Origin of the sequence: Paraburkholderia translucens, assembly GCF_020881035.1 — a bacterium.
Lineage (GTDB): Bacteria > Pseudomonadota > Gammaproteobacteria > Burkholderiales > Burkholderiaceae > Paraburkholderia > Paraburkholderia translucens.
This window is the reverse complement of the sequence record NZ_JAJITC010000004.1, coordinates 209,095-230,119: the sequence shown is the minus strand read 5'-3', so window position 1 is coordinate 230,119 and position 21,025 is coordinate 209,095. Positions and strand designations below refer to the sequence as shown.

Sequence of the window (21,025 nt, the reverse complement as noted above, 5' to 3'; positions counted from 1 at the left end):
TTGGGCTACGATAAAGTGATACAAAAGTCTCTATCTTGTGCGGGCTTGAAAGGCGAGATGTTCAAGCCTCCGACCCGACAGGTCCTCGTTCGTTGGCAACGCACTTTCCGTTCGACGATATGAGAGTGAATGCCAGCGGCCAGCTACAGGTCTAGCAACAGACACGCCGTACGCCTGATGGAGAACGTGGTCCGCGCAATCGCAGGCGACGAAAAGACATGTTCAAACACGTCTCAATGCATGACTGTATCTAAATTTTAGCTAAAGGGAGCTGTGCCTATACGCCTCGCGAACAAAATTCTTGCGAGGACTCGATGACCAACCGTCTTGATAGAAATGCGCACCATTGCCAGGCCATTCGGGCACCCAACGGGCTGGCAATTCCAGGCCGCCCCACCCCGTCCGGAGGTGCGCGATGAGCCGCACATCCCCATCCTATGGTCGCCGCGGCCGCCGGAGTGCCGTCGACTCCGGCATCCGCGGCACTGCCTCAACCTACGGCAAGGCGCGCTTCGGCACATACAGCGAGAAAGCAGGCGGTCATCTGGTGGTCGAGTCCGACGCCGAGCGACTCGTCGCGCAGTTGCTGACCATCGACCCACGCGTGCGTTCCCTCAAGCAGCAACCGTTCACGGTCGACCTGGTCGGCGAGCGGCTGTTGTTCACGCACGAGGACGTGTCCGAAGCTCGCAGGATACGCGGTGGTCGCACCGGCGATTTGGAGTACACACCAGACTTCGCAACCGTTCAAACCGATGGCTTGCAGCGCGCGTATGAGGTCAAGCTCCAGGGCTTCGAAGGCGATGACAGGTACTGGGCCAAGCTTGAGCGGGCTCGGGAAATCATGGAGGCGAACTGCTATCCGCTATCCACCGTGGTTGTGCCTTCGAACGAGCGGCATCCTGTGCTCGTTAATGTGCAGTTGCTGAAGCCGGCGATATTGCGCGCGAAAGAATGTCTGACGCCAGACATCGTCGAGCAGGTCGAGCGCTACTGCGCGTCGGGCCGAGTGCTGCAGCGTGCTCTGTGTATCGAACTCCAAATTCCGACCGGCCTGATTCCGACCTTGCTCGCAACTGGCGTGCTGCAGGCAGACGTCGCACACCACCACATATGCGCCACGCTCGAGCTTTCAGCCGCCTACGGTGACCTTAGCCACCTCTTTCTGATTGAGGAACTGCAGCCGTGATGTCCAACCTTCAAGCCGGCGACAAGCTGATGGCGCCCGGTAAACCGGAGAGCTACCTCGAGGTGCTGGACAGCCGTCTGCATGCCGGTTCCGTCCACGTCTTCGATGCCGAAAACCACGAGGCCAGGTTCGTCGCTGAAGCCCGCATCCGGGCTGCAATTTCAGACGCCAGCCTGATTCTGTATCGAAAAGGGATGCCGCGCGTCAGTATCGCTGCGCAGTACGACAATCCGGTGCTGCACGCTCATGTCCGCGAGCTGACCAACGCCCTTCGGCGCATTGATGAAATCCGTAAGCAACGCGGTATTTCGTTTGATGCAGCCATTCCTCTGGCTCGCGACGCCTATGCCCGGGAGCGCGTAGGGCAAATGCTGGTCCGTCCATTTCCATCCCGCGCGGCCCTGTACCGGGCTCACAAGAAACAGCTGTTAGGCCTTCCTGTTCTCAACGGAAGCAAGAACAAGGGCAACGACACGGCGCGATATTCGAAAGACCTAGTCGAATTCGTTGAGGCCGTCGTCAACGACGAGTATCTGGTTCCAGGCTCCAAATGGACAGTCCTGGATGTGACTGACTACGTCAATCGTGAGGCGCGTCGCCGTGGACTGCACGTCGCCACAAATGCAATCAGCCAAAAATTCGTGCAGAAAATCATCGACACGCAGACCGTTGATGACGAATACGACCGGATGGACCCGCTCGAACGGGTTGCCGGTAAATCCTACGTCAAGAAACGAATCCGGGCGCCGTTCCCATTCGCGCGTATCGAGCAGGACGCGCTGCACTTGCCTTTCGTCGTCAAAACACCCCACGGTATCGCACGCAACGTCTATTTGGTTCATGCGATTGATGTCTGCACGGGGTACCCGGCGGGATGGCATCTCGTCATCGGTTCGCCGGGGGAAATGGATTCGCTGCGGTGTCTCGAAATGTATCTGACGCCCGACAAGGCGGCCCGTTTCGAAAAACTGGGCATCGCACATTCACTGAATATTTACGGTACGCCTGCCCAGGTGATTTTCGACAACGGCCCTGAGGTTAAAGGACCGAGAATCGTTCGTCTCGAAATTTTGGCGATAGACGTCAAGCACTGTAAGGCGAAGGAAGCTCAGGGCAAGCCATTTATCGAGCGCCTGAACAGGTCGCTCAAGGAAGCGTTGCAGCGACTTCCGGGTTGCACACGCTTCGAAGGAAAAGATGGCATTCGCGACCCGGAAGCGCTGAATGACGAGTTGATGACCATCGAAGAGTTGGAGCGCTGGATTGTGCGGTGGCTGTACGAAGACTGGGTTAACAGTCCGCTAGACCGACTACGCTGGGACGAACTGCTGATGGACTCGGTGAAGGGCAAAACGCCGCTTGAGCGTCTGACGTGGTTGACAGAGGAGATGGGGTATCCCATTTCCATGCCGCCACCGCGTCACGAGTGGGTGGCGGCGCTCTTCGAACACAAGATGTGTGCGCTGAGTGCCAAAACTGGCGTCACGCTTGAGCACGGATTCCGTTACCGCGGCGAGGCAATGTCGTACCTGCTCGCCAAATATGGTGAACAGGCGCGGCTTCACGTTGTGTTCAATCCCGATGACTTCCGGCAGGTGTATGTGTTCGAAGGCGATGACCTGCCGCTCGTCACGCTCACGCACGAACACGTCCGTCCGGAAACGCCCGCGTGGACCTTCAAGGAAGCCAAGGAACGATTTGATGCAGGTATGGATGACTGGACAGTTCCCGCTGAGAAGGCGCAGTTCGAGCAGGACCTTGACGATGCGGTAACCGGAAACGGCAAGCCTCGCAAAACCAGGTCGCGCAGCAAGCGGGAGGAAAGCAAGGAAACCGTGCGACGCGCAAAAAATAACTCGGCGGTTCAGCGTGCCGTTGACCAGCCGCTATCGGCGGGTGTGCCGTTTGGGCCTGCAGCTTCACCCAATCCGTCGGGGCAAGCGGAAGAACTTCAGTCAGAAACCATCTCATACGACGACGCGCCTCCAATGGACATCGTGAACAGAAACACCGGAGAAAAACTGCTGTGACGCCAGCCCAACAATTGCGCCGCGACATCGAGACGTGCGAGCTTCCTCACAAAATGTTCGTGGAGCACCTCACTGCGCTCAAACGGCGTATCGATGACGCCCTCATGGGTTTTGCGCCAAAAATCATTCGAGTTCCTGGTCCGAGCGGTGTGGGCAAGTCGTCGCTTATCGCCAAACTGTCACGTGACTACCCTGAAATCCGCATCGACGGTCGGCGCCATGTGCCCGTGCTGGTTGTTGAGGTGCCTCAATCCGCAACGGCCAAACTCTTGCCCAAAAGTGTCCTGCGTGCGTTGGGTATCCAGGTTCCCGGCAACATGACGGCGGGCACCATGTTCGACTTGATGGTGACGCAGCTTCGCCTGGCTGGTACACGTGTCGTGATTTTTGACGAAGTATCGCACCTGGTTGATGAAGGGTCGCGGGTGCCTCCGCGCGCAGCCAGTGACTGGCTCAAGGCTCTGGCCGACGCACTCGACATAACACTGATTCTCTTTGGCATCCCCCGACTGGAACGACTTTTTTCGGCGAATGAACAGCTGCGTCGACGTGCTTGTCCTGCGCTCAACTTCCTGCCGTACGACGCAACCATTGCTGACCAAATGACAGCCTACGTCGCGTGCGTCGTGAATTATGCACGCCTGTTCTCGGCGGTGGGCTATCCCATTGACGTGCCCTCGCGCGTGCTGACACAGCAAAGCTATCTACTTACCGGCGGCCTGGTTGGGGTGCTCGCCGACTTCATGCGCGAGCTGGCGAGTTTAATGGCGAACGAAGCACCGCGCGCCATTACATACGCAGACTGCCAGAAGGCGACCGAATACGTCAGCCACGCGGGGTCACCGCACAGACTGGCTTTCCAGGACTCTGGTGACGCCGACGCAAGTGTGGAGCCGGCGGCGCTGAAACAGGCATACGTGCATGTCCTGACCAGTAACGCGGCGTCCGTGCCTGTTCGTAAAAAGTCCGGAGACAAACAATGACCCTAGTTCTCACCTACGCGCCCAGGGACGACGAGTCCGGACTGGGTTACTACCGACGCCTTGCAGCAGACAATGCACTTTTCAGCTGGCGCAACCTGGCCAGTACGGCTGGTGTCGAGCGAAATCGCCGTGCCTTGCTTGCACGCACGGACGACGTAGCCCGTAACCTCGGCCTCGAAACGGCATGGACCGAATTTGCCCGACGGCAAGAAAACCTCTGCCGGGATTGGGGACGTCTACATCGAGTGCAGTCTGACGCTGTGTGTCCTGCGTGCCTGGCCGAGTCGCCTCACCTTCGGCACCACTGGGAACACGCCTATGTCACGGCATGTCCGAAACACCGAATCCTGCACGTGGACCGATGCAATGCCTGCGGGAAGCACCTCTCGCCGGAGCGCCTCTACATTGGATTGTGCTCGTGCGGTCATGACCTGAGCAGCCTGCCAGCCGCGCCGGCGACCCCGGCGCAGCAGTGGCTGTCGACGCTGATTGCGAGCGACGGTCAGGATTCTGGCAGCATGAAGCCGCACGTCCAGGGCATGGACATCGACGTGCTGGTGAAAGTCATCCGCACGCTCTGCCAGTACGCGGACCCGACACGCGCCGGGTTGCCGCGCGGTGCGGCATTGCCGAAATCCATCACCGAATCGGTGGAGTTTCTCTCGCCGCTCGAAGCCTTGCTATCCAACTGGCCAACGGGCTTTCAGAGTCACGTCGAGCAGCGCATAGCCGCGGGCCGCAAGGATGCCCGCACTCTCAACACGTTACTCGGCGACTGGTACATCAGCCTGCGCAAGCTCTGCCAGGGCACGACGCTCGAACCCCTGCTCCAAATCATCATTGACGTCGCTGCACGGAACTCCGATTGCGTTCTAGGCCTGGATTCGGCCAAGGACCTAGCAGAAGACTCCACCGGGTACATGCGGGCACCGGATGCCGCGAAGGCCTTCGGCGTCAGTGCCTCACGCCTGATTGATTCCATTCAGGCTGGCGAATGCGAGCACCGCACACGGCGTACCGGCACGCGCGGCCGGGTCTACGAAATTCCTCGCGCCGAGGTGGAGCGAATCCAGCAGCAGCGCGCTGAATGGATTACCGATGCAGAAGCCTGTGCACTGGCGGGCGTGCGACCATCGGTGCTGGAGCGCATGAAGTCAGCCGGCGTTATCCGGTCAGATATCCGATGGCGGGAGGACCTTATGAAAGGCGGCCCGGTGGAGCTTAAGTCCATTCGGGATATGTACGAGCGCGTCTGGCATTTCGCGGAGCCAGCTTCAGCACCGGACGCCGCCGCGACGCTGGCCTGGTCGTCATTCACGAGCCGACGCATGGGCGACCTTCAGGCCATCGAGTCACTGATGCGGGCGATTGTGAACGGTAGCGTGAAAGCAGTTGTTCGAGGCAAAACGCTCGGTGAGATGTGCTTTCTGCGCTCGGACGTGTCGCAGTATTTCGGCACGCCGCTGCTGGAAGCTGGCATGTCAATTCAGCAGCTCGCCACGGCAACCGGCTCAAAGTGGGAAACCATTGCGCACTGGGTGAGCGAAGGGCTGCTCGCGTCTGAATCCATTCATCTGCGTGGCCAGCAGTGCAGGGTCGTGTTGCCTCATCAACTCCTCGCATTCCGGCAGACCTATGTCCCGCTTGCCGACCTGGCTCAAGCAATGAACACGAAAGCCTCGGCGTTGTCGCGCTTGCTGTCGGACGTCGAAATCGTTGGCGCGAAGCAGCTCCCGGATGGCGCCAACCGAGGCGGGCTTGTTCGTCTCGCAGACTTGGGTCGGCTCGCAGTTATCGGTGCGAAGGCCGGACGCGACTTGTTCGTTCCCGAATCGCTGGCGCACTGACAGTAGCCGAAAGTTCTGGTGCGCCAGAAAGACGGACAGTATGTCGCCGGTTTCACTAACGACGAGCTGTGGATGCCCTACGAAACGTGCCAGAACCTGGCTCACCGGCTTGGCCTAAGTTTCGCCGGTCCCACGGCTTCCGTTTGCCATTTGAACCCGCTACGCTGGTATTCTTTTGAGATAGACCGGCGTCGCCCGCTCAACTACCGGGCATCCCATACGCCGGTTAATATCAATGACCAACGCGAATAGAGACAAGCAGTGGGCACCTTCCCACTATGGCCAGATATTCACGAAATCGAAAAACTGGGTTCTGCGCCTGATAGATGGCGCCCTCGTTCTCTTCGTAAGTGGCAAGGTGACTATCAGACTCGACCTTGATGGTAAGCGCCGTCCGCACATCAAGCGGGGCGTGTTTTGGGCAGACATCACCTTTCGGGCCGGACAACCAGACGCAATCCGCATTGATGGACTACCGAATGAACGGGCGCGGGAACTTGAGCAGTCAATTGCTGCGTGCGAGCGTTCATATTTATTCAACCACGCGTACAACCAGATATTGGCCTGGCTGCAGCTGGGCGACGCTCAACTAGCCAAATTTGAGAGGGAAAGACTCTGGATACCCCAGAGCTGGCAAGCAGTATTCGAGTCCTGGCGACCAACCTCGAATTATTCCGATGAGGAACTCTGGAGGCTATTCGGAGACCCTTCGGTTCGTGCCAGACTTCCCGGCGAAGCGGACTACGTCGAATCAGTGCTCAAAATCTGGCGTCGTGACTGGCCAGCCTATTGGGAGCAGAAGAATGAAGAACACACGCAGCGGGAGCTAGTCGCCTGCAAGGACCTTTTTGACGTGGTCGAAAGCAAACCGCTGACAGAAGAGCAGGCGCGGGCCGTCATCTGTTTCGAGGACCGTGTGCTGGTTGTTGCATCAGCCGGGTCGGGGAAGACATCGACCATGGTCGCAAAAGCAGCATATGCAATCCGTCGCGATATCGTGCGTCCCGACCTGGTTCTTCTGCTGGCCTTTAACAAGAAGGCTGCCGACGAGCTTGAGGGCCGCGCTCGCCAATCCTTCGACCGGCTGGGTATGAGGGATGTCATGGTGGAGGCGCGGACGTTCCACGCGCTAGGGCTCAGTATCATCGGCAAAGCGACGGATGAGAAGCCGGATGTGCCTGACTGGGCAATCGACGTACGAGTCGGTCAACAAAAATTGATGGAAATCGTCGACCGTCTTAAAGACCAGTCGGCTACATTCCGCACGAACTGGGACCTCTTCCGTATTGTGTTTGGCCGGGACTTCCCGAAGTTTGGTGAGCAGGAAACCCCGGACGCCGTCGACCGGGATGGCAACGCAAAAATTAAGACCATCGACGGAAAGTTTGTGCGCAGCCAAGAAGAATGCTTCATTGCAAACTGGCTGTTCTATCAGGGTGTCAGATACGTTTACGAAAGACCTTACGAGTACAACACAAAAACGGCAGAACATCGCCAGTACAAGCCCGACTTTTACTATCCGGACATCGGCCTCTACCACGAACACTTCGCTCTGGACGCCAACGGCGAACCGCCACCTCATTTCGAGAACTACATGTCGGGCGTAGTCTGGAAACGCGAAGAGCACGAGCGCCGTGGTACCCAGCTCATCGAGACGACATCTCACCAGGTTCGCACTGGGGAAGCCCTGCGCAACCTTGAGCAGGCCCTCACTTCACATGGGATTGTCCTCGACCCGAACCCGGACCGTCCCGTCCCGAAGTATGGGCAGCCCCCAATTGATAGCGCTCTACTGATTGGGCTCATCCGGTCGTTCATCGTCCACACGAAGAGCAACTGCCTGTCCGTCGACGACATGCGTAAGCGCTTGGACGGTATGCCCAAAGATGCCTTTAAGCATCGGCACCGAATGTTCCTCGACCTTTTCGAGCCGATTCTCGAAGCCTGGAATGCAGCATTGGCCGATGAGGACGGAATCGACTTCGAGGACATGCTGAATCACGCGGCTGAGCATGTTGAAAGCGGTCGATACGTCTCACCGTACCGGCTTGTCATGGCGGACGAATTCCAGGATGCATCGCGCGCCCGGGCTCGACTCTGCTGCGCTCTCGCGAACGCCCGGCCGAATGGGGCGCAGATGACTTTCGGGACGACACTTGATAGCGTCTATGTCCTCGCAGCACCGCTGCATCCTGGGCACCGATATTTTTTTGGCGTGGGCGACGACTGGCAGTCTATCAACCGCTTCGCAGGTGCCGACGTGTCCGTGATGAGTGGCTTCTCTAAATGGTTTGGCCATTCCAAGGTACTCCGGCTCGAACAGACGTACCGATGCCCCCAGGCACTGTGCGACGTATCCAGCCGGTTCGTGACGAAGAACCCGCAGCAAATTAAAAAGAACGTCGTGTCATCGACGCCTGCTACCGGGCCAGTGCTGGAGGCCTTCCAGGTCAAGACACGATTCCAGGTCCAGAATGCCGTCGACGATTATCTTGCGAAGCTGCATCGTGGCATCCGCGACGGAAGTATTCCCCGTGCACGCGACAGAAAAATCGTTGTATTTATTCTCGGCCGGTACAACGCTGACAACTCGGTAGTCCCATCTGGCTGGCAGGCCCGGTACGGAGGGGAAATCGGATTGTCGTTTTTCACCATGCACAGCTCGAAGGGCGCTGAAGCCGACTATGTCATTCTGCCGGGCATGGTCAGCCGGGGCTTTCCGAACACGCGAGAGGATGACCCGGTACTTGCGCTGGCCATGCCAGGCACCGACCCATACCCCTTCGCGGAGGAACGACGCCTCTTTTACGTAGCGCTAACACGTGCCCGTCGGTCCGTGGCAATGTTCACGGTCGCTGGGTACCGCTCTTCTTTTCTGCGGGAACTGGTCGATGAAGGAGCCGTTATCGTTAGGACGATAGAACCGTTGGACTGACGCTTCGTGATTCCAGCTCGTGATTCGTTCAAGGGTCACCGAAATCTACGGCCACACGGTCTGGACGGATGTATCGCGACCGTCAACGTCACGGCGCTCAATAACTACTCGTGCCTGCCAGCCCGCCACGAAGGCCCATTGTCTCGCAGTGGACCGGAAGACTCCGAGCACAGTCATATGCCAGTAGCGGTCGGAACAGCCTCCGCAGTGAGGCCCGCGGTGGCGCAAATCGTTAATACGTCTCTCCGCCGCGTTTGAAGCCAGTCGTTTAGAGGGCTGGACTGAATTGCTGCTGGTCCAGTGAAATTGCTGCAATGATGGACTCGAACTCCATCATCAAATCCGGATGACGTTGGGAAACATATTGTCGTGCAGACTGATTCTCGAGGAGCTTGGAAAGATAGCCTTTTGCAAGCACGAGATTCAACACGTCTTGACCGTAGGTTTGCTGTTCGCGAGCGCATGGTCTCAGCGGAATTTGCGAAGGCACGGCGTCAGACGATGTCGGTGGATAGGCAGGTCCCGCGTCATCAATCAACACGCGAAACACGCGCTCGGTTACGTGCTCATCTCCAGTGAGGCTTCTCCCGCCTCGTTGGCATCGACATTTGCCCGCAACTGCTTTGCCCGTAGTAGCATTCTTTGCAGCCACCGTCTTCACGACCGCACGCGTCGCCGGCGGGGCAACCGCCTTCTTCGTTGATACCATTCACGAGCGGCTCGCTTTTGGCATAAAGAACTTGCGCGTAAAGGATTTTTAGCATGAAAGACAAGAACCAGGACCTGACGTCCGACGCAGCATTGGGTGAAGCGATTACGGCGTCGCTCGCCGAGTCGACGGGCGCGGCGCAGTCTTGGTACCCGCGTCTTCGTGAACATCTTGCGCGTGTCAAGGCAGCGACCTCCGTTGACTTTGCGAATCGTGATTTTCTGGAAGAATTGTGGAGCGATGAATCGGTGTCAGCTACCGGGATGGGTAGCGTCAAAGTAGGGCCGGCGCTCGATGACCCGGAGTTTCGCGAGTGGTTCAGCCAGGCGTTTAGTGACGTGTTGCCGGACGACGAAGCTCAGGTAGAGGTTCATCTGACCACCCTGTACAAGGAGCTCGAACGTCGTTTGGGGGAAAAGTGCGGACGCGTCGCACGTCTGAAATTGAATCGCGTAATGTGCGCGCGATTTCCACAGCACTTTACGACACTTGCCGACGTTGGTGCACTTAAGTTCCTTCATCGCGCGATGGGCGGTACGGCAAGTGACCATGCCGTCCACGCTCACATGGCCATCAAGCGTCGACTCGAAACACTCCTCGGCCCGGTCGACCCGAACAGGTCGGACGCCGAAGTCGAACGACTCTCCCTGCCGTGGTTCCTGTACGAACATATTGTCGACGAACCTGAATTGGAAGCCGAGCCATCGCCAGGTGGCACCGATTCCGCAACGCCAGTTGGACTTCGACCATTACCTGCGTCGCTCAGACGGAAAGGGCTGACCGCGCTCAAGGGGTACTTCGCAACACTCCTCGAATTCGTTCAAGTCCTGAAAGACGGGTTGACCAGAGAGGAGCTTGCTGACGAGGTCCGACGAAGCAATCCAACCTTGCTGGATAGCAGTGTAAGCACCGTCATCACTACGGTCACCCGCGAGTTTGACCTGTGTGTTCGCGACGGTGCGGTGTATCGCCTTAACGCGCGTGGATTGAACCTCCTGGACACACAGGACCCGGATGAGTTCGCAGACCATCTCCTGACCAGGATTCTCGGCGTCGACCACGTTATCAAGACACTCGAAGCCGGCCCACGACCGCTTGTCGACTTGGTGGAGACCCTGAAGCAGGTGAATCCAGGTTGGACCTCCGATGCGATTCCGCGCGCGGTTATTGCATGGCTCAATAGCCTCGCGGTGCTTGAGTTGGACCCGGCGCGCAAGTGTTCGCTCACAGAGCGCGGAAAAATCTGGGCGCACAAGGTCACGTGGACTCCCGAAGCTTTGCCAACAGTCTCCGTACCCGCGCAGCTAACTCTCGACAATGTCGATGTCCCGGCAACGGTTCCAGTGTTCGCCGAGGTTGCGAAAAGGCTGGAGAGCGTCAATGGGGGCAAGCTGCTGTTTCCCGGTGACCTTGTTCGTCAACTTCACGTTGGATTGTGGTCTCACCCCGTGCGCCACTTTGCGGTGCTGACCGGAATATCGGGCTCGGGTAAGACACAACTCGCCTGGAACTATGGCGTCGCCCTCTGTGGTATTGAGAATGGTCAAACCGAACGGGTACGTGTGATTCCTGTTCAACCGGGTTGGTTCGACCCGACACCGCTTTTCGGTTATGTAAGCCCATTAAATCAGCAATATTGTTCGGCGCCATTCCTCGAACTACTGTTGCGAGCAGTAAACGACCCTGCGCGCCCCTACTTAGTGGTTCTTGACGAGATGAATCTTTCTCATCCGGAGCAGTATCTCGCGCCCCTGCTGTCGGCCATGGAAACGCGGGGCTGGATTGACCTGCACGACATGGCAGAGGAGGCCACAGACGTCCCCCGCCGGGTTCGCTATCCTTCCAATCTAGCCATCATCGGTACGTTGAATATGGACGAAACAACCCACGGTCTGTCCGACAAGGTTCTGGACCGTGCGTTCACACTGGAGTTCTGGAACATAAGCGTCGAAGCGTTCCCGGGTTGGAACAATTTTGAATTGACTTCGGATTTGCAGGCATCCGTCAAAAAGCTTCTCGGGGACCTGAGCACCGCCCTCGCACCGGTCCGCCTGCATTTCGGCTGGAGAACGATTGAGGATGTGCTGAGATATTTGCAGCTGGCCGTTCAATCGGGAGCGACAGAGGTCGATGCACTCGACGCGGTCGTCTACGCAAAAGTACTACCCAAATTGCGCGGCGAAAGCACGGACCGGTTCCACCTTGCGCTCGAGTCGGCCCGAACCTCGCTGCTTGAGCACGGCCTAAAACGCTGCGCGGAAAAGGTGTCGGCCCTTGTTGCGGACCTGAAGGAAACAGGAACTGCGCGATTCTGGCGATAAACTCAGTGAACGACAATATCTCAGGGCCCCCGTTACTTGTTCGCCTCGTTGGTTCGCCTGCCGCGCCGACGACATACTATCCGGGCGACACCATTACCGGTCTGCGGGAGTGCGAGAAGTGCGTCTTCGAAATCCTGGATGTTTATACGGCACAGCTATTCGTCGATGATGTGGAAGTTCGCGCGGACAAAGACGGTCGCTACGAATGGACGCCGACGTTTTACGCTGGTCGCGTGGAGATTGGCGTCTCGATTCATCCGGACGCCGATACTGTGTACTACGCGCAGGTCGGCCCGTCATCAGAAAAGACAGGCGACGAGCAGTTTGAGACGATGGTGCGCGAAATTCGTGACTTCCGGGCGTCTCTCCTGCTCGGTGAAACTAGCGCCGCCATGTCATTCGGGAATGACCCAGCAATCAGCCCGCTCGACAACCTCGTCCGACTGACGAGACTAAAGCGGTACGCGCCGGTTTTTCTTCGGGAGGCTCGCGCGATATGCCGCGTACCGCACCGGTCGCTTCTACAGGCGGACCGCCTTATCTCGCTCGCCCGGGCAAAGCGCCTTCATCCACTTGCCCTGCGTGAGCCGCGACTTGCTGCCATTGTGGCGGGGCATGCTATCGAGTCTGCGTCCCTGGATTCCATACGTGTCGCAACATCGACACCAGTACAGACTTTCGATACGCCCTCAAATCGGGCGCTTAAGGCGCTCGTTACCAAGGTTAAGGCCCAAGCGACAGACTTGCTCGCCGCAGTCTACCAGGGGCAGTTCGGCGGAAACCCGGAAGAACAGGCACTCCGGCGTCCAAGGAGAGAACGCCTGCTGCAACGTCTGGTCAGCGAGGCGAACAGTCTGCTCACACGCGAGCCCTTTCGTAGTGTTTCCCGTCTGGAGACCTCGGCGGCAAGCCTCACGCAGATTGCTGCTCAGCCGGCTTACAGCAGTGCTTACAGGCACGGTACCAGAGCGCTGCTTCGTGGAGTAGAAGGTACTTCCGACCAGGACCACTTGCATGTCAGTCCAACTTGGGGCGTCTATGAGACGTGGAGCTTCGTCCACCTTCTTTCAAGACTGGCTGAGAAACTCGGTCCGGCCCAGTGGAAAAGCATCAGGAACGGCATCGTCTCGGCGGCCGAATCGTACTCCCTGGAACTGACAGACGGAATCCGGTTGGAAGCGCATTTTCAGGCGAACTTTCCGGCGGGCGCTCCTTCGTCAAATCGTGCCGGTTGGAGCCTGTCGCGTCTCCGCATACCGGATATCGTGCTCGCCATCCAAACTCCCACACGATTCGAGTTCCTGGTCCTGGACGCAAAATACAGGCGCAAACGCGACAACGTACTCGAGGCGATGGAATCGGCCCACATCTACCACGATTCCCTGCGTGTTCATCATCATCGGCCAACTTTCTGTGCTCTGTTATTGCCAGCCGTGGCGGACGTTCCGTCTCTGGATGTCGATTCCTTCCTGCATGAACACGGCGTGGGCACGATTAGTCAGTTTCTTGCTGGGGACGCGGGCGTGAAGCGATGTGTCGACCTGATTACAAGCTGGGGCACTGGCACGGGCGCACTGCAACTGCAACCAGATTGAAGAAAATGATGCAAAAGGCTGCATGGCCAGGCGAAGACGTGTGAGATTGCCAAACTTACGTAGACAACGGCTTCATATCGGATTCGTATCGGATTCAACGTAGGGTTTTTCTCGAACAACAACAACCTCACAAAGGCGTTGCATGACGGTGTTTCTTGAAGAGCACGGGCCCGATGAAGGCCTCGTAGGATTTCAGCGCGTTTCGCTATCCGCTGGCCACAACGAGAACTGGTTGCAGGAAAAGCTGTTTGACCACCCCACTCTTGTTCCAATGGTCGAAATGTTTGGGCACGGTGAAGCATTAATGCCGCTGTGCCGTGAATATCCGCTCCGGTATGGCTCATCCAATGTCTTTGTAGACCTTTTGGGTGTGTCTCCGACCGGGCGTCTTGTGCTGATTGAGTGCAAACTCTGGCGAAACCCCGGTGCGCGGCGCGAAGTTGTGGCACAACTATTCGAATATGCATCGTTGATGGGCCGCCTAACGTACTCGGACCTTGAAGCCAAGCTGAAGCAAGTGCGCGGCTTGACCGGCGAGAATCCGATGTTCAAGGCTGTCAGCGAAGCCTTTCCCGAGCTCGATGAAGCAAGTTTCGTCGACGCGGTCAATGAATCACTCCGCCGAGGCGACTTTCTGCTTGCAATCGCCGGCGATGGAATTCGAAGTGACCTGCATGCTCTCAAGAATCTATTGGCGAATCAGGGCGGCATACTCGCACGGCTCGCGCTGCTCGAAATCCGGCTTTTCCGCGACGCAAACGGACGAACGCTCCTCGTTCCCAACGTGCCAGTGCAGACGGAGCTCGTCCGTCGAGAGGTGTTTGTAGGTGTCGGCCGGGAAGCGTCGACCTCCGACCCATTCATTCCGCCTCGCGCCGATGAGATGGTCGTCGGAAAGGAGGGGGTGGACTCGGGCACCACAGGCAGTTCCTCGTACGGGCCGAACCGGCCGTTCTGGACACGATTTATCAACGAGGTACGCTTTGACCATCCTGACCAGCCGCCGCCCCGGCACGGCGGAAATAATTGGGTTCGGATGGCCATGCCTGGCCCGCTTTCAAACGGGCTGGTCGCTTTCAGGGAAGCAAATCATACTGCAGCGCTCATGGTGAAGTTCAAAGGCCCCGAAGGGCGGAATCTCATGCAAACATTGCTCGAGGACCAATCTGCCCTGGAAAGTGAACTGGGCCATTCCGTCCGGTTTAACATCAAGGATGTAACAGAAGATAGTGACCGCGTCGTTGCTGTCCTGCTTGTGGAGTACAAGCCGCACGAAGGCCCCGAAATGGAATCGGAACAGATGACTTGGCTCCTAAAAATGGCCAACGCCATGGTCAATGCGTTGCGACCCAGGCTGGCGGCGACCACAGCCTGATGCAGTTTCGCCGGCACTAAACGCTTCGGGACATTTCTACGCGAGTACCTTCAGGTTGCAATGCTGCTTTGGATTGCGGCAGAAGAGTTCGCTTTTTTCTTGCGCTTGGCGGGTCTTGATGGACGACGATGATGGGAGGACTTCGCCAGAAAGATACTCGTTGCCTGGCCGGGCTCGGCTGCGAGACAAAGAATCTCACGCGATGTTTCCCAAAATTTCATCACATGCTTCCCAGAACCCGCAGAGCCTTGTCCGGCGGGGCAGAAAATCTCACCATATGGGTCTCGCTACAGGTAGTGTAGTGCCGGGAAACGGGATTAGTGAGACTAGGAACGAGTCTGTAAGACTGAAAAAGCCGAATAAGCGAGACTGGCGGGATCGCTTCTAAAGTTTGACCGTTCCAGTGTCGCAGGGTTGTCAGGGCCCCGAGGTTTTCAGTCCCACCGACTCTTGATCCGTAGGTCGAGTGTTCGAGTCACTCACGCCCCACTAAAGAATTCAAGGACTTACAGTGCTCTTGCCTGTAAGTCCTTTTTGTTTTCGCGTCGTGTAGGCACCGTGTAGGAAAATTTGTTCAATGCGGGCGCTGGATTGGATTGCCTACATTGGGCGGTGCCTGCTTCTGGTGAGACGGAAGTCTACCGGGCCCCGAGCTCGCGTTTACCCAGCTGCGCTCGCATAGCGTTCTGGGCGGCAAACCGCCCTCGCCCGCTGCTGGCAGCAGCATTCATTCAACCTGAGCCACTAAGGCAGGGACGGGCGAACAGGAGCTTTTTTGACGGGGAGTAGCAAGTTAACAGGGGCGACCTGTTGGCCCCGAAAGATGTCTCCCACTGAAGGGTTAGCCTAACGCTGCCGGAGTATGCGTTCGTACCCTTTTCGCCCGCCGCCGAAGCGGGGTGTTTATTGCCCCATTTTTTAAAAGCGCTAGCGACTAGAGCTCTGGACGGGGTGGCCGGGTGTGCCGATCTGCTTCCAGCGCAATCGCGCATTCGGATGAAGCAGCCGAACGGTGGGCGAGCCTTGCATTACTCAATAGGGACGACAATTCGTCGTCCGCCAGACGGTAGTCCATCGCGGACATTTCTTGCGCTTGATTTTAGATGGCCTACGATTAACTCACGTTAGCAAAGCGCGTATCAATTAGTAGAGCGAGGCGGGAAGTCGCGGTGCGCCGTCTAGCCAATGCTAACAGCAATATTTGCAAGAGGTGGCTACATGAATAGCGCACACAGCGTTATCGACGCTTCTCGGCTCATTGCAGCTTTGATCCTCGCCTGCATGGCGGCCTCGGGCGCACAAGCGCAAAGTTCGAACGCGGCACCGGCTGCGGCATCTGCGCCGGGTCTTGCAACAGCCGCTCAGGCGTCGTCAAACGCACTGGACCCATTCCCTCATGGCCCGCACCCATCTGGCGTCGGACCGAAAGTGCCGCCCGCCTTTGCCCTCGACGGATCGGAAGTAGACAAACAGAATGGCGGAGACAAGATCAATCCGGATAATTTCCGCGACGATCGCGGGCCGGCGGTGGATACGCCGTACCAAGCTCCCGAAGCAGCGACTGCCGCGACATTGAGCCGGACACCAGGGGCCGTCGCCGCGCCAACCTTTACGACGACCGATTGGCCGACGTATGGCATGAACAGGCAGCGCACTGGGTATAACCCGGTCGAGACGGTGCTTACCCAGACCAACGTGAGGACGTTGGTACAGCACTGGAAGTCACCTGTGCTGGACGGTGCCATCCTGACTCAGCCGGTACTGGCTACCGGGGTGACAATCAATGGGGTACCAACCGATATCGTCTACGTTGCGACAGAGGGGAACACTACATGGGCACTGAATGCCGCGACGGGGGCGGTCATTTGGAAAAGCGCCCCTATCCCTCAAGCTATCTTGACGTCGGCCTGCACCGGGCTCTTTCAAGGCAAGATCGGGGTGCAGGGCACGCCCGTCATCGACCATGCCAACAACCGGATTTTCGTTGCGAGCGGGCGAGGCTACCTGCATGCGTACGACCTCCGGACCGGCGTGGATCTCCCGGGCTTCAACCTGCCACTTCTTGACGCAGCCAACGCTTCTCCAAGAACGATGGTCTATGGCGGCTTGACGCTCAGTCCCGATGGTTCGTCGATATATGTGGCGACAGCCGGCGACCCCTGCGATACGGAGCCGTATCATGGACAGGTCGTCCGCGCGTCCACCACCAACCCCGCTGCGATTCTGCAACGCTGGTACCCAGACGGCGCAAGCGGGCCAGACGGGGGTGGTATATGGGGTGCGGGAGGCGTATCGATTCCGCCTGATGGGACGGTCGTCTATGCACTCACGGGCAACGCATTCGCCAATCCGGAAAATGCCGCGTTCGCGGAGCACGTCGTGAAACTCACGCCGACCCTGGCGGTAGCCGCGTCGAACTCGCCGCTTTCTCCGCCCAGCACGGACTCCGACTTCGGCGCTACAGCATTGCTCTTCCAGCGTCCCACCTGCCCGACGATGCTCGCGGCCTACAACAAGTCCGGCAACCTGTTCATCTATAACCGAGCCACTATTCAGCAGCAGGGGCCCATTGAAAAGTTGACGATTTCCCTCAGTTCAGTCGAGGGCAGCAACATAGGCCTTCCTGCATTCGACTCGGTGCTAAATCGGCTTTACGTCGTGTCCCCTGGCGGTTCGGGGAGCAACAACTTATACCAACACGGGGTCATTGCACTGTCGATCGACAGCAACTGTACTGTGAACCCCAAACCCGTGTGGACGGCGAAAGTCGGCTTGAACCGCTCCTCGTTCAACCCGGCTATCCCGCCCGTCGCCGCAAATGGTGTGGTGTATTACGCAGACGGTTTGGGCAACGACTTTTACGCATTGGATGCAGCGGACGGGACCATACTCTTCCACGACCAATACACGCCAGTTCAAACCGGCGAGGGTAACTTCGCGTCGCCGATGGTCGTGAACGGGCAAGTCTTCGTCGCTGGTAGCGACCACGTGGTTCATGCCTATGGCCTCTGACTGCTAAATTCGTTAGCCATACGGTAGCTTTTTCGCAAGAATAACCAGGCTGGCCCGCGACTGTTCAAATTGCCGCCGCCAAATTGTCCAAATCGCCTTTCCAACGAGGCCACTTATCCACATCCCCCTCTGGACAACTTTTGTAAAAGCAGCCGAACACGTTGTGGGCGAAACCTTGATAAATCCGCAGCGTTTGTGGGTCGCCCGAAAACTCTCCCAGGCTCCGTTAACCTGTCCGCCCCCACTCCCAATGGTTATCGATTCCGCAGCACATTGATCGGTAAACGAACTTCCAAGTTATCCACAGCCGAACGCATGGCTTGTTAACTACTACTACGTATACGTATACAAAGACTATAAAAACCAGAGAAGCAGCCCCAAACCCGCGCAACGTATACGGACACAACAACAGCAACATCGCAGCAAGCAGAAGCAAGCGAGCACCGCCCCAGCCACCCGACCTCACGCGATCTCCGCAAGCCGTCCTATACCGAGCGGTTCGTCGAGGTGATCGTTCATATGGTCGAGCACGCGCGCGAGTCGCGTTTCGTATCGAGCCCGATGGTCTGATTCATTCATGACTGAACCGCTGAAAATTGACGCGACAGAATGCGAACAAAGTATCACTTCGGAGTGTGCCGGCCGTTTACCAAATCCTGCGGATTTGCGACAGACATCGCTCGCCAGCAGCAAGGTAAACAGCCCCAACCCCCGCGACGTGACGGCCTCCGCCGTTTGGCGCTATCGTGTGATGCACGAGCACGAGTCTGCAGCAAGCAGCATGTAAACCGCCGTTCCCACTCCTACCCGCGTTCGCGCGAAGTGAAGCGATGGAGCCGCAAACATGAGCTACACCGAGTCGATCGGCAGCCGCATCTACCGCTTCGCCGACCTGAAGACCCTGCTCGCAAAGGCGAGCCCGCAACGTTCCGGGGACCAGCTCGCGGGCATCGCGGCAGCGAGCGAGGAAGAGCGGGTCGCCGCAAAACTGGCGCTGGCGCAGGTACCGCTACGCACATTCCTGAGCGAACCGCTGATCCCGTACGAAACCGACGAAGTCACGCGCCTGATCATCGACGATCACTCCCCCCGAGCCTTCGCCGAAATCTCCCATCTGACAGTAGGCGACTTCCGCAACTGGCTGCTCAGCACCTCAACCGACGCCGACGCACTCACCCGCATCACGCAGGGCCTCACACCAGAGATGGTCGCCGCGGTCTCAAAGCTGATGCGCAACCAGGACTTGATCACCGCCGCCCGTAAACGCCCGGTCATCACACGCTTTCGCAACACAGTCGGTTTACCGGGCCGCATGTCCGTCCGCCTGCAACCAAACCACCCAACCGACGACGTCAAAGGCATCGCCGCCTCGATGCTCGACGGCCTGATGTACGGCTGCGGCGACGCGCTGATCGGCATCAATCCCGCGAGCGACAACCTCGCCGCGATCACGAAGCTGCTGCTGATGATCGACGAATTCCGCCAGCGCTATCAGGTGCCCACGCAATCGTGCGTGCTCACGCACGTGACCAGCACGATCGCCGCGATCGAAAAAGGCGCACCGGTCGATCTCGTGTTCCAGTCGATAGCGGGCACGGAGAAGGCGAACGGGAGCTTCGGCATTTCGCTCGCGCTGCTGCAGGAAGCGTACGAAGCGGGGTTATCGCTGCAACGTGGCACCGTCGGCAGCAATCTGATGTACTTCGAAACCGGGCAGGGCAGCGCGTTGTCGGCGGATGCGCATTTCGGCGTCGATCAGCAGACCTGCGAGGCGCGTGCCTACGCGGTCGCGCGCAAGTTCAAGCCGTTTCTGGTAAACACGGTGGTCGGTTTCATCGGCCCCGAGTATCTGTACGACGGCAAGCAGATCACGCGCGCGGGTCTCGAAGATCACTTCTGCGGCAAGCTGCTCGGCGTGCCGATGGGCTGCGACATCTGCTACACGAACCACGCCGAAGCGGATCAGGACGACATGGACAATCTGCTGACGCTGCTTGGCGTCGCGGGCATCAACTTCATCATGGGCGTGCCGGGCGCGGACGACGTGATGCTCAACTACCAGAGCACCTCGTTTCACGACGCGCTGTACGTGCGCGATGTACTCGGCTTGAGGCGCGCGCCTGAATTCGAGGCTTGGCTGGAGTCGATGCAGATCATCGATGCACGCGGCGCATTGATCGGTGCATCGGCACGGCAACCGCTGCTCGAAAGCGCGCGCGACTGGATGGGTATCGTATGAGCGAGAACGACGCACTCGACAAGGATCCGTGGAACGTACTGCGCCGGTTTACGCGAGCACGCATCGCGCTGGGCCGCGCGGGCAACAGCTTGCCGACCGCACCGTTGCTTGAGTTCAATCTCGCGCATGCGCAGGCGCGCGACGCCGTGCATCATCCGCTCGATGTCGACGCGCTACACGCGCAGTTGCACGCGCAAGGTTTCAGCACGCTCGACGTGCATAGCGCCGCGCCGGATCGCGAGCATTATTTGCGGCGTCCCGATCTTGGGCGGCGTCTGTCGGAAGCGAGTCGCGCGGCGCTTGCGCAACTGCCGGCACAACCAAGCGACGTGCTGTTCGTGATCGGCGATGGCCTATCGGCGTTCGCCGCATCGAAGCAGGCTGTGCCACTGTTGCAAGCCATTCATCCGAAGCTCGCGAGCTGGACCATCGGCCCTGTCGTGGTGGCGCGTCAAGCCCGCGTCGCTCTCGGCGACGAGATCGGCGAATTGCTCGGCGCGAAGATCGTCGTGATGCTGATTGGCGAGCGGCCAGGCTTGAGTTCGCCGGACAGCCTGGGCATCTACATCACCTATGCGCCGAAAACCGGGTGCAGCGACGCACAGCGCAACTGCATTTCGAACGTGCGGCCCGAAGGACTCGACTACCAGCAGGCCGCGCACAAGCTGCACTACCTGCTCACGCAGGCGAGAAAGCTGGAACTTACAGGTGTGGGTTTGAAAGACGACAGCGATGAGCTGCTGGCGAGCGCGCCGATAAACCCTGCCGTAAGCGGCGATTCAGCATAGGG

The 21,025-nt window shown here is 58.4% G+C and carries 12 protein-coding genes; 11 read left to right on the top strand and 1 reads right to left on the bottom strand.

Annotated features, from left to right (window positions below):
* The first annotated feature begins 415 nt into the window (after positions 1–415).
* The 5 genes from LJ655_RS08915 (at position 416) to LJ655_RS08895 (ending at position 8,984) form a co-directional block, all read left to right on the top strand.
* Positions 416–1,189 carry a hypothetical protein gene (locus tag LJ655_RS08915; RefSeq protein WP_230560886.1) on the top strand — a complete coding sequence of 258 codons (774 nt, stop codon included), beginning with the start codon at positions 416–418 and terminating at the stop codon, positions 1,187–1,189.
* A complete protein-coding gene (locus LJ655_RS08910; RefSeq protein ID WP_230560885.1) occupies positions 1,189–3,219 on the top strand; it encodes a transposase family protein in 2,031 nt (676 codons plus the stop codon). Before LJ655_RS08915 ends, LJ655_RS08910 begins: the two co-directional genes overlap by 1 nt.
* The gene (locus LJ655_RS08905; protein ID WP_230560884.1) at positions 3,216–4,202 is read left to right on the top strand and encodes a TniB family NTP-binding protein; all 987 of its coding nucleotides are present in this window, start codon (positions 3,216–3,218) and stop codon (positions 4,200–4,202) included. Before LJ655_RS08910 ends, LJ655_RS08905 begins: the two co-directional genes overlap by 4 nt.
* On the top strand, positions 4,199–6,049 hold the full coding sequence (locus tag LJ655_RS08900) for a TniQ family protein (RefSeq protein ID WP_230560883.1): 1,851 nt from the start codon (positions 4,199–4,201) through the stop codon (positions 6,047–6,049). Before LJ655_RS08905 ends, LJ655_RS08900 begins: the two co-directional genes overlap by 4 nt.
* A gap of 235 nt (positions 6,050–6,284) precedes the next feature.
* Positions 6,285–8,984: a UvrD-helicase domain-containing protein gene (locus LJ655_RS08895; protein ID WP_230560882.1), complete on the top strand. Its 2,700-nt coding sequence runs from the start codon at positions 6,285–6,287 to the stop codon at positions 8,982–8,984.
* Between the two features lie 268 nt (positions 8,985–9,252).
* Here the strand turns inward: LJ655_RS08895 and LJ655_RS08890 are convergent, their stop codons facing one another.
* A complete protein-coding gene (locus LJ655_RS08890) occupies positions 9,253–9,693 on the bottom strand; it encodes a hypothetical protein (protein ID WP_230560881.1) in 441 nt (146 codons plus the stop codon).
* A 53-nt stretch (positions 9,694–9,746) separates the two neighbouring features.
* On the opposite strand from LJ655_RS08890, the gene LJ655_RS08885 reads away from it, so the two are divergent.
* From LJ655_RS08885 to eutC, 6 genes are all read left to right on the top strand, one after another.
* Positions 9,747–12,014, top strand: coding sequence for an McrB family protein (locus LJ655_RS08885; RefSeq protein ID WP_230560880.1), 2,268 nt, complete (start codon positions 9,747–9,749; stop codon positions 12,012–12,014).
* 5 nt (positions 12,015–12,019) lie between these two features.
* Positions 12,020–13,609, top strand: coding sequence for a DUF2357 domain-containing protein (locus LJ655_RS08880; RefSeq protein WP_230560879.1), 1,590 nt, complete (start codon positions 12,020–12,022; stop codon positions 13,607–13,609).
* Between the two features lie 142 nt (positions 13,610–13,751).
* On the top strand, positions 13,752–14,984 hold the full coding sequence (locus tag LJ655_RS08875; RefSeq protein ID WP_230560878.1) for a PDDEXK family nuclease: 1,233 nt from the start codon (positions 13,752–13,754) through the stop codon (positions 14,982–14,984).
* 1,218 nt (positions 14,985–16,202) lie between these two features.
* A complete protein-coding gene (locus LJ655_RS08870) occupies positions 16,203–17,996 on the top strand; it encodes an outer membrane protein assembly factor BamB family protein (protein ID WP_230560877.1) in 1,794 nt (597 codons plus the stop codon).
* Positions 17,997–18,840: 844 nt separating this feature from the next.
* On the top strand, positions 18,841–20,235 hold the full coding sequence (locus LJ655_RS08865; protein ID WP_230560876.1) for an ethanolamine ammonia-lyase subunit EutB: 1,395 nt from the start codon (positions 18,841–18,843) through the stop codon (positions 20,233–20,235).
* Entirely contained in the window at positions 20,232–21,023 is a 792-nt protein-coding gene (gene eutC, locus LJ655_RS08860; protein WP_230560875.1) for an ethanolamine ammonia-lyase subunit EutC, read from the top strand. The genes LJ655_RS08865 and eutC overlap by 4 nt, the downstream gene beginning before the upstream one ends.
* The last annotated feature ends 2 nt before the right edge of the window (positions 21,024–21,025 follow it).

What these genes read in the sequence shown, in the direction of transcription:
- eutC (WP_230560875.1), top strand. Translation starts at nt 20,232, where the DNA reads ATGAGCGAGAACGACGCACTCGACAAGGATCCGTGGAACGTACTGCGC.
- LJ655_RS08875 (WP_230560878.1), top strand. Translation starts at nt 13,752, where the DNA reads ATGACGGTGTTTCTTGAAGAGCACGGGCCCGATGAAGGCCTCGTAGGA.
- LJ655_RS08915 (WP_230560886.1), top strand. Translation starts at nt 416, where the DNA reads ATGAGCCGCACATCCCCATCCTATGGTCGCCGCGGCCGCCGGAGTGCC.
- LJ655_RS08900 (WP_230560883.1), top strand. Translation starts at nt 4,199, where the DNA reads ATGACCCTAGTTCTCACCTACGCGCCCAGGGACGACGAGTCCGGACTG.
- LJ655_RS08885 (WP_230560880.1), top strand. Translation starts at nt 9,747, where the DNA reads ATGAAAGACAAGAACCAGGACCTGACGTCCGACGCAGCATTGGGTGAA.
- LJ655_RS08895 (WP_230560882.1), top strand. Translation starts at nt 6,285, where the DNA reads ATGACCAACGCGAATAGAGACAAGCAGTGGGCACCTTCCCACTATGGC.
- LJ655_RS08910 (WP_230560885.1), top strand. Translation starts at nt 1,189, where the DNA reads ATGTCCAACCTTCAAGCCGGCGACAAGCTGATGGCGCCCGGTAAACCG.
- LJ655_RS08890 (WP_230560881.1), bottom strand. Translation starts at nt 9,693, where the DNA reads ATGGTATCAACGAAGAAGGCGGTTGCCCCGCCGGCGACGCGTGCGGTC.
- LJ655_RS08865 (WP_230560876.1), top strand. Translation starts at nt 18,841, where the DNA reads ATGAGCTACACCGAGTCGATCGGCAGCCGCATCTACCGCTTCGCCGAC.
- LJ655_RS08870 (WP_230560877.1), top strand. Translation starts at nt 16,203, where the DNA reads ATGAATAGCGCACACAGCGTTATCGACGCTTCTCGGCTCATTGCAGCT.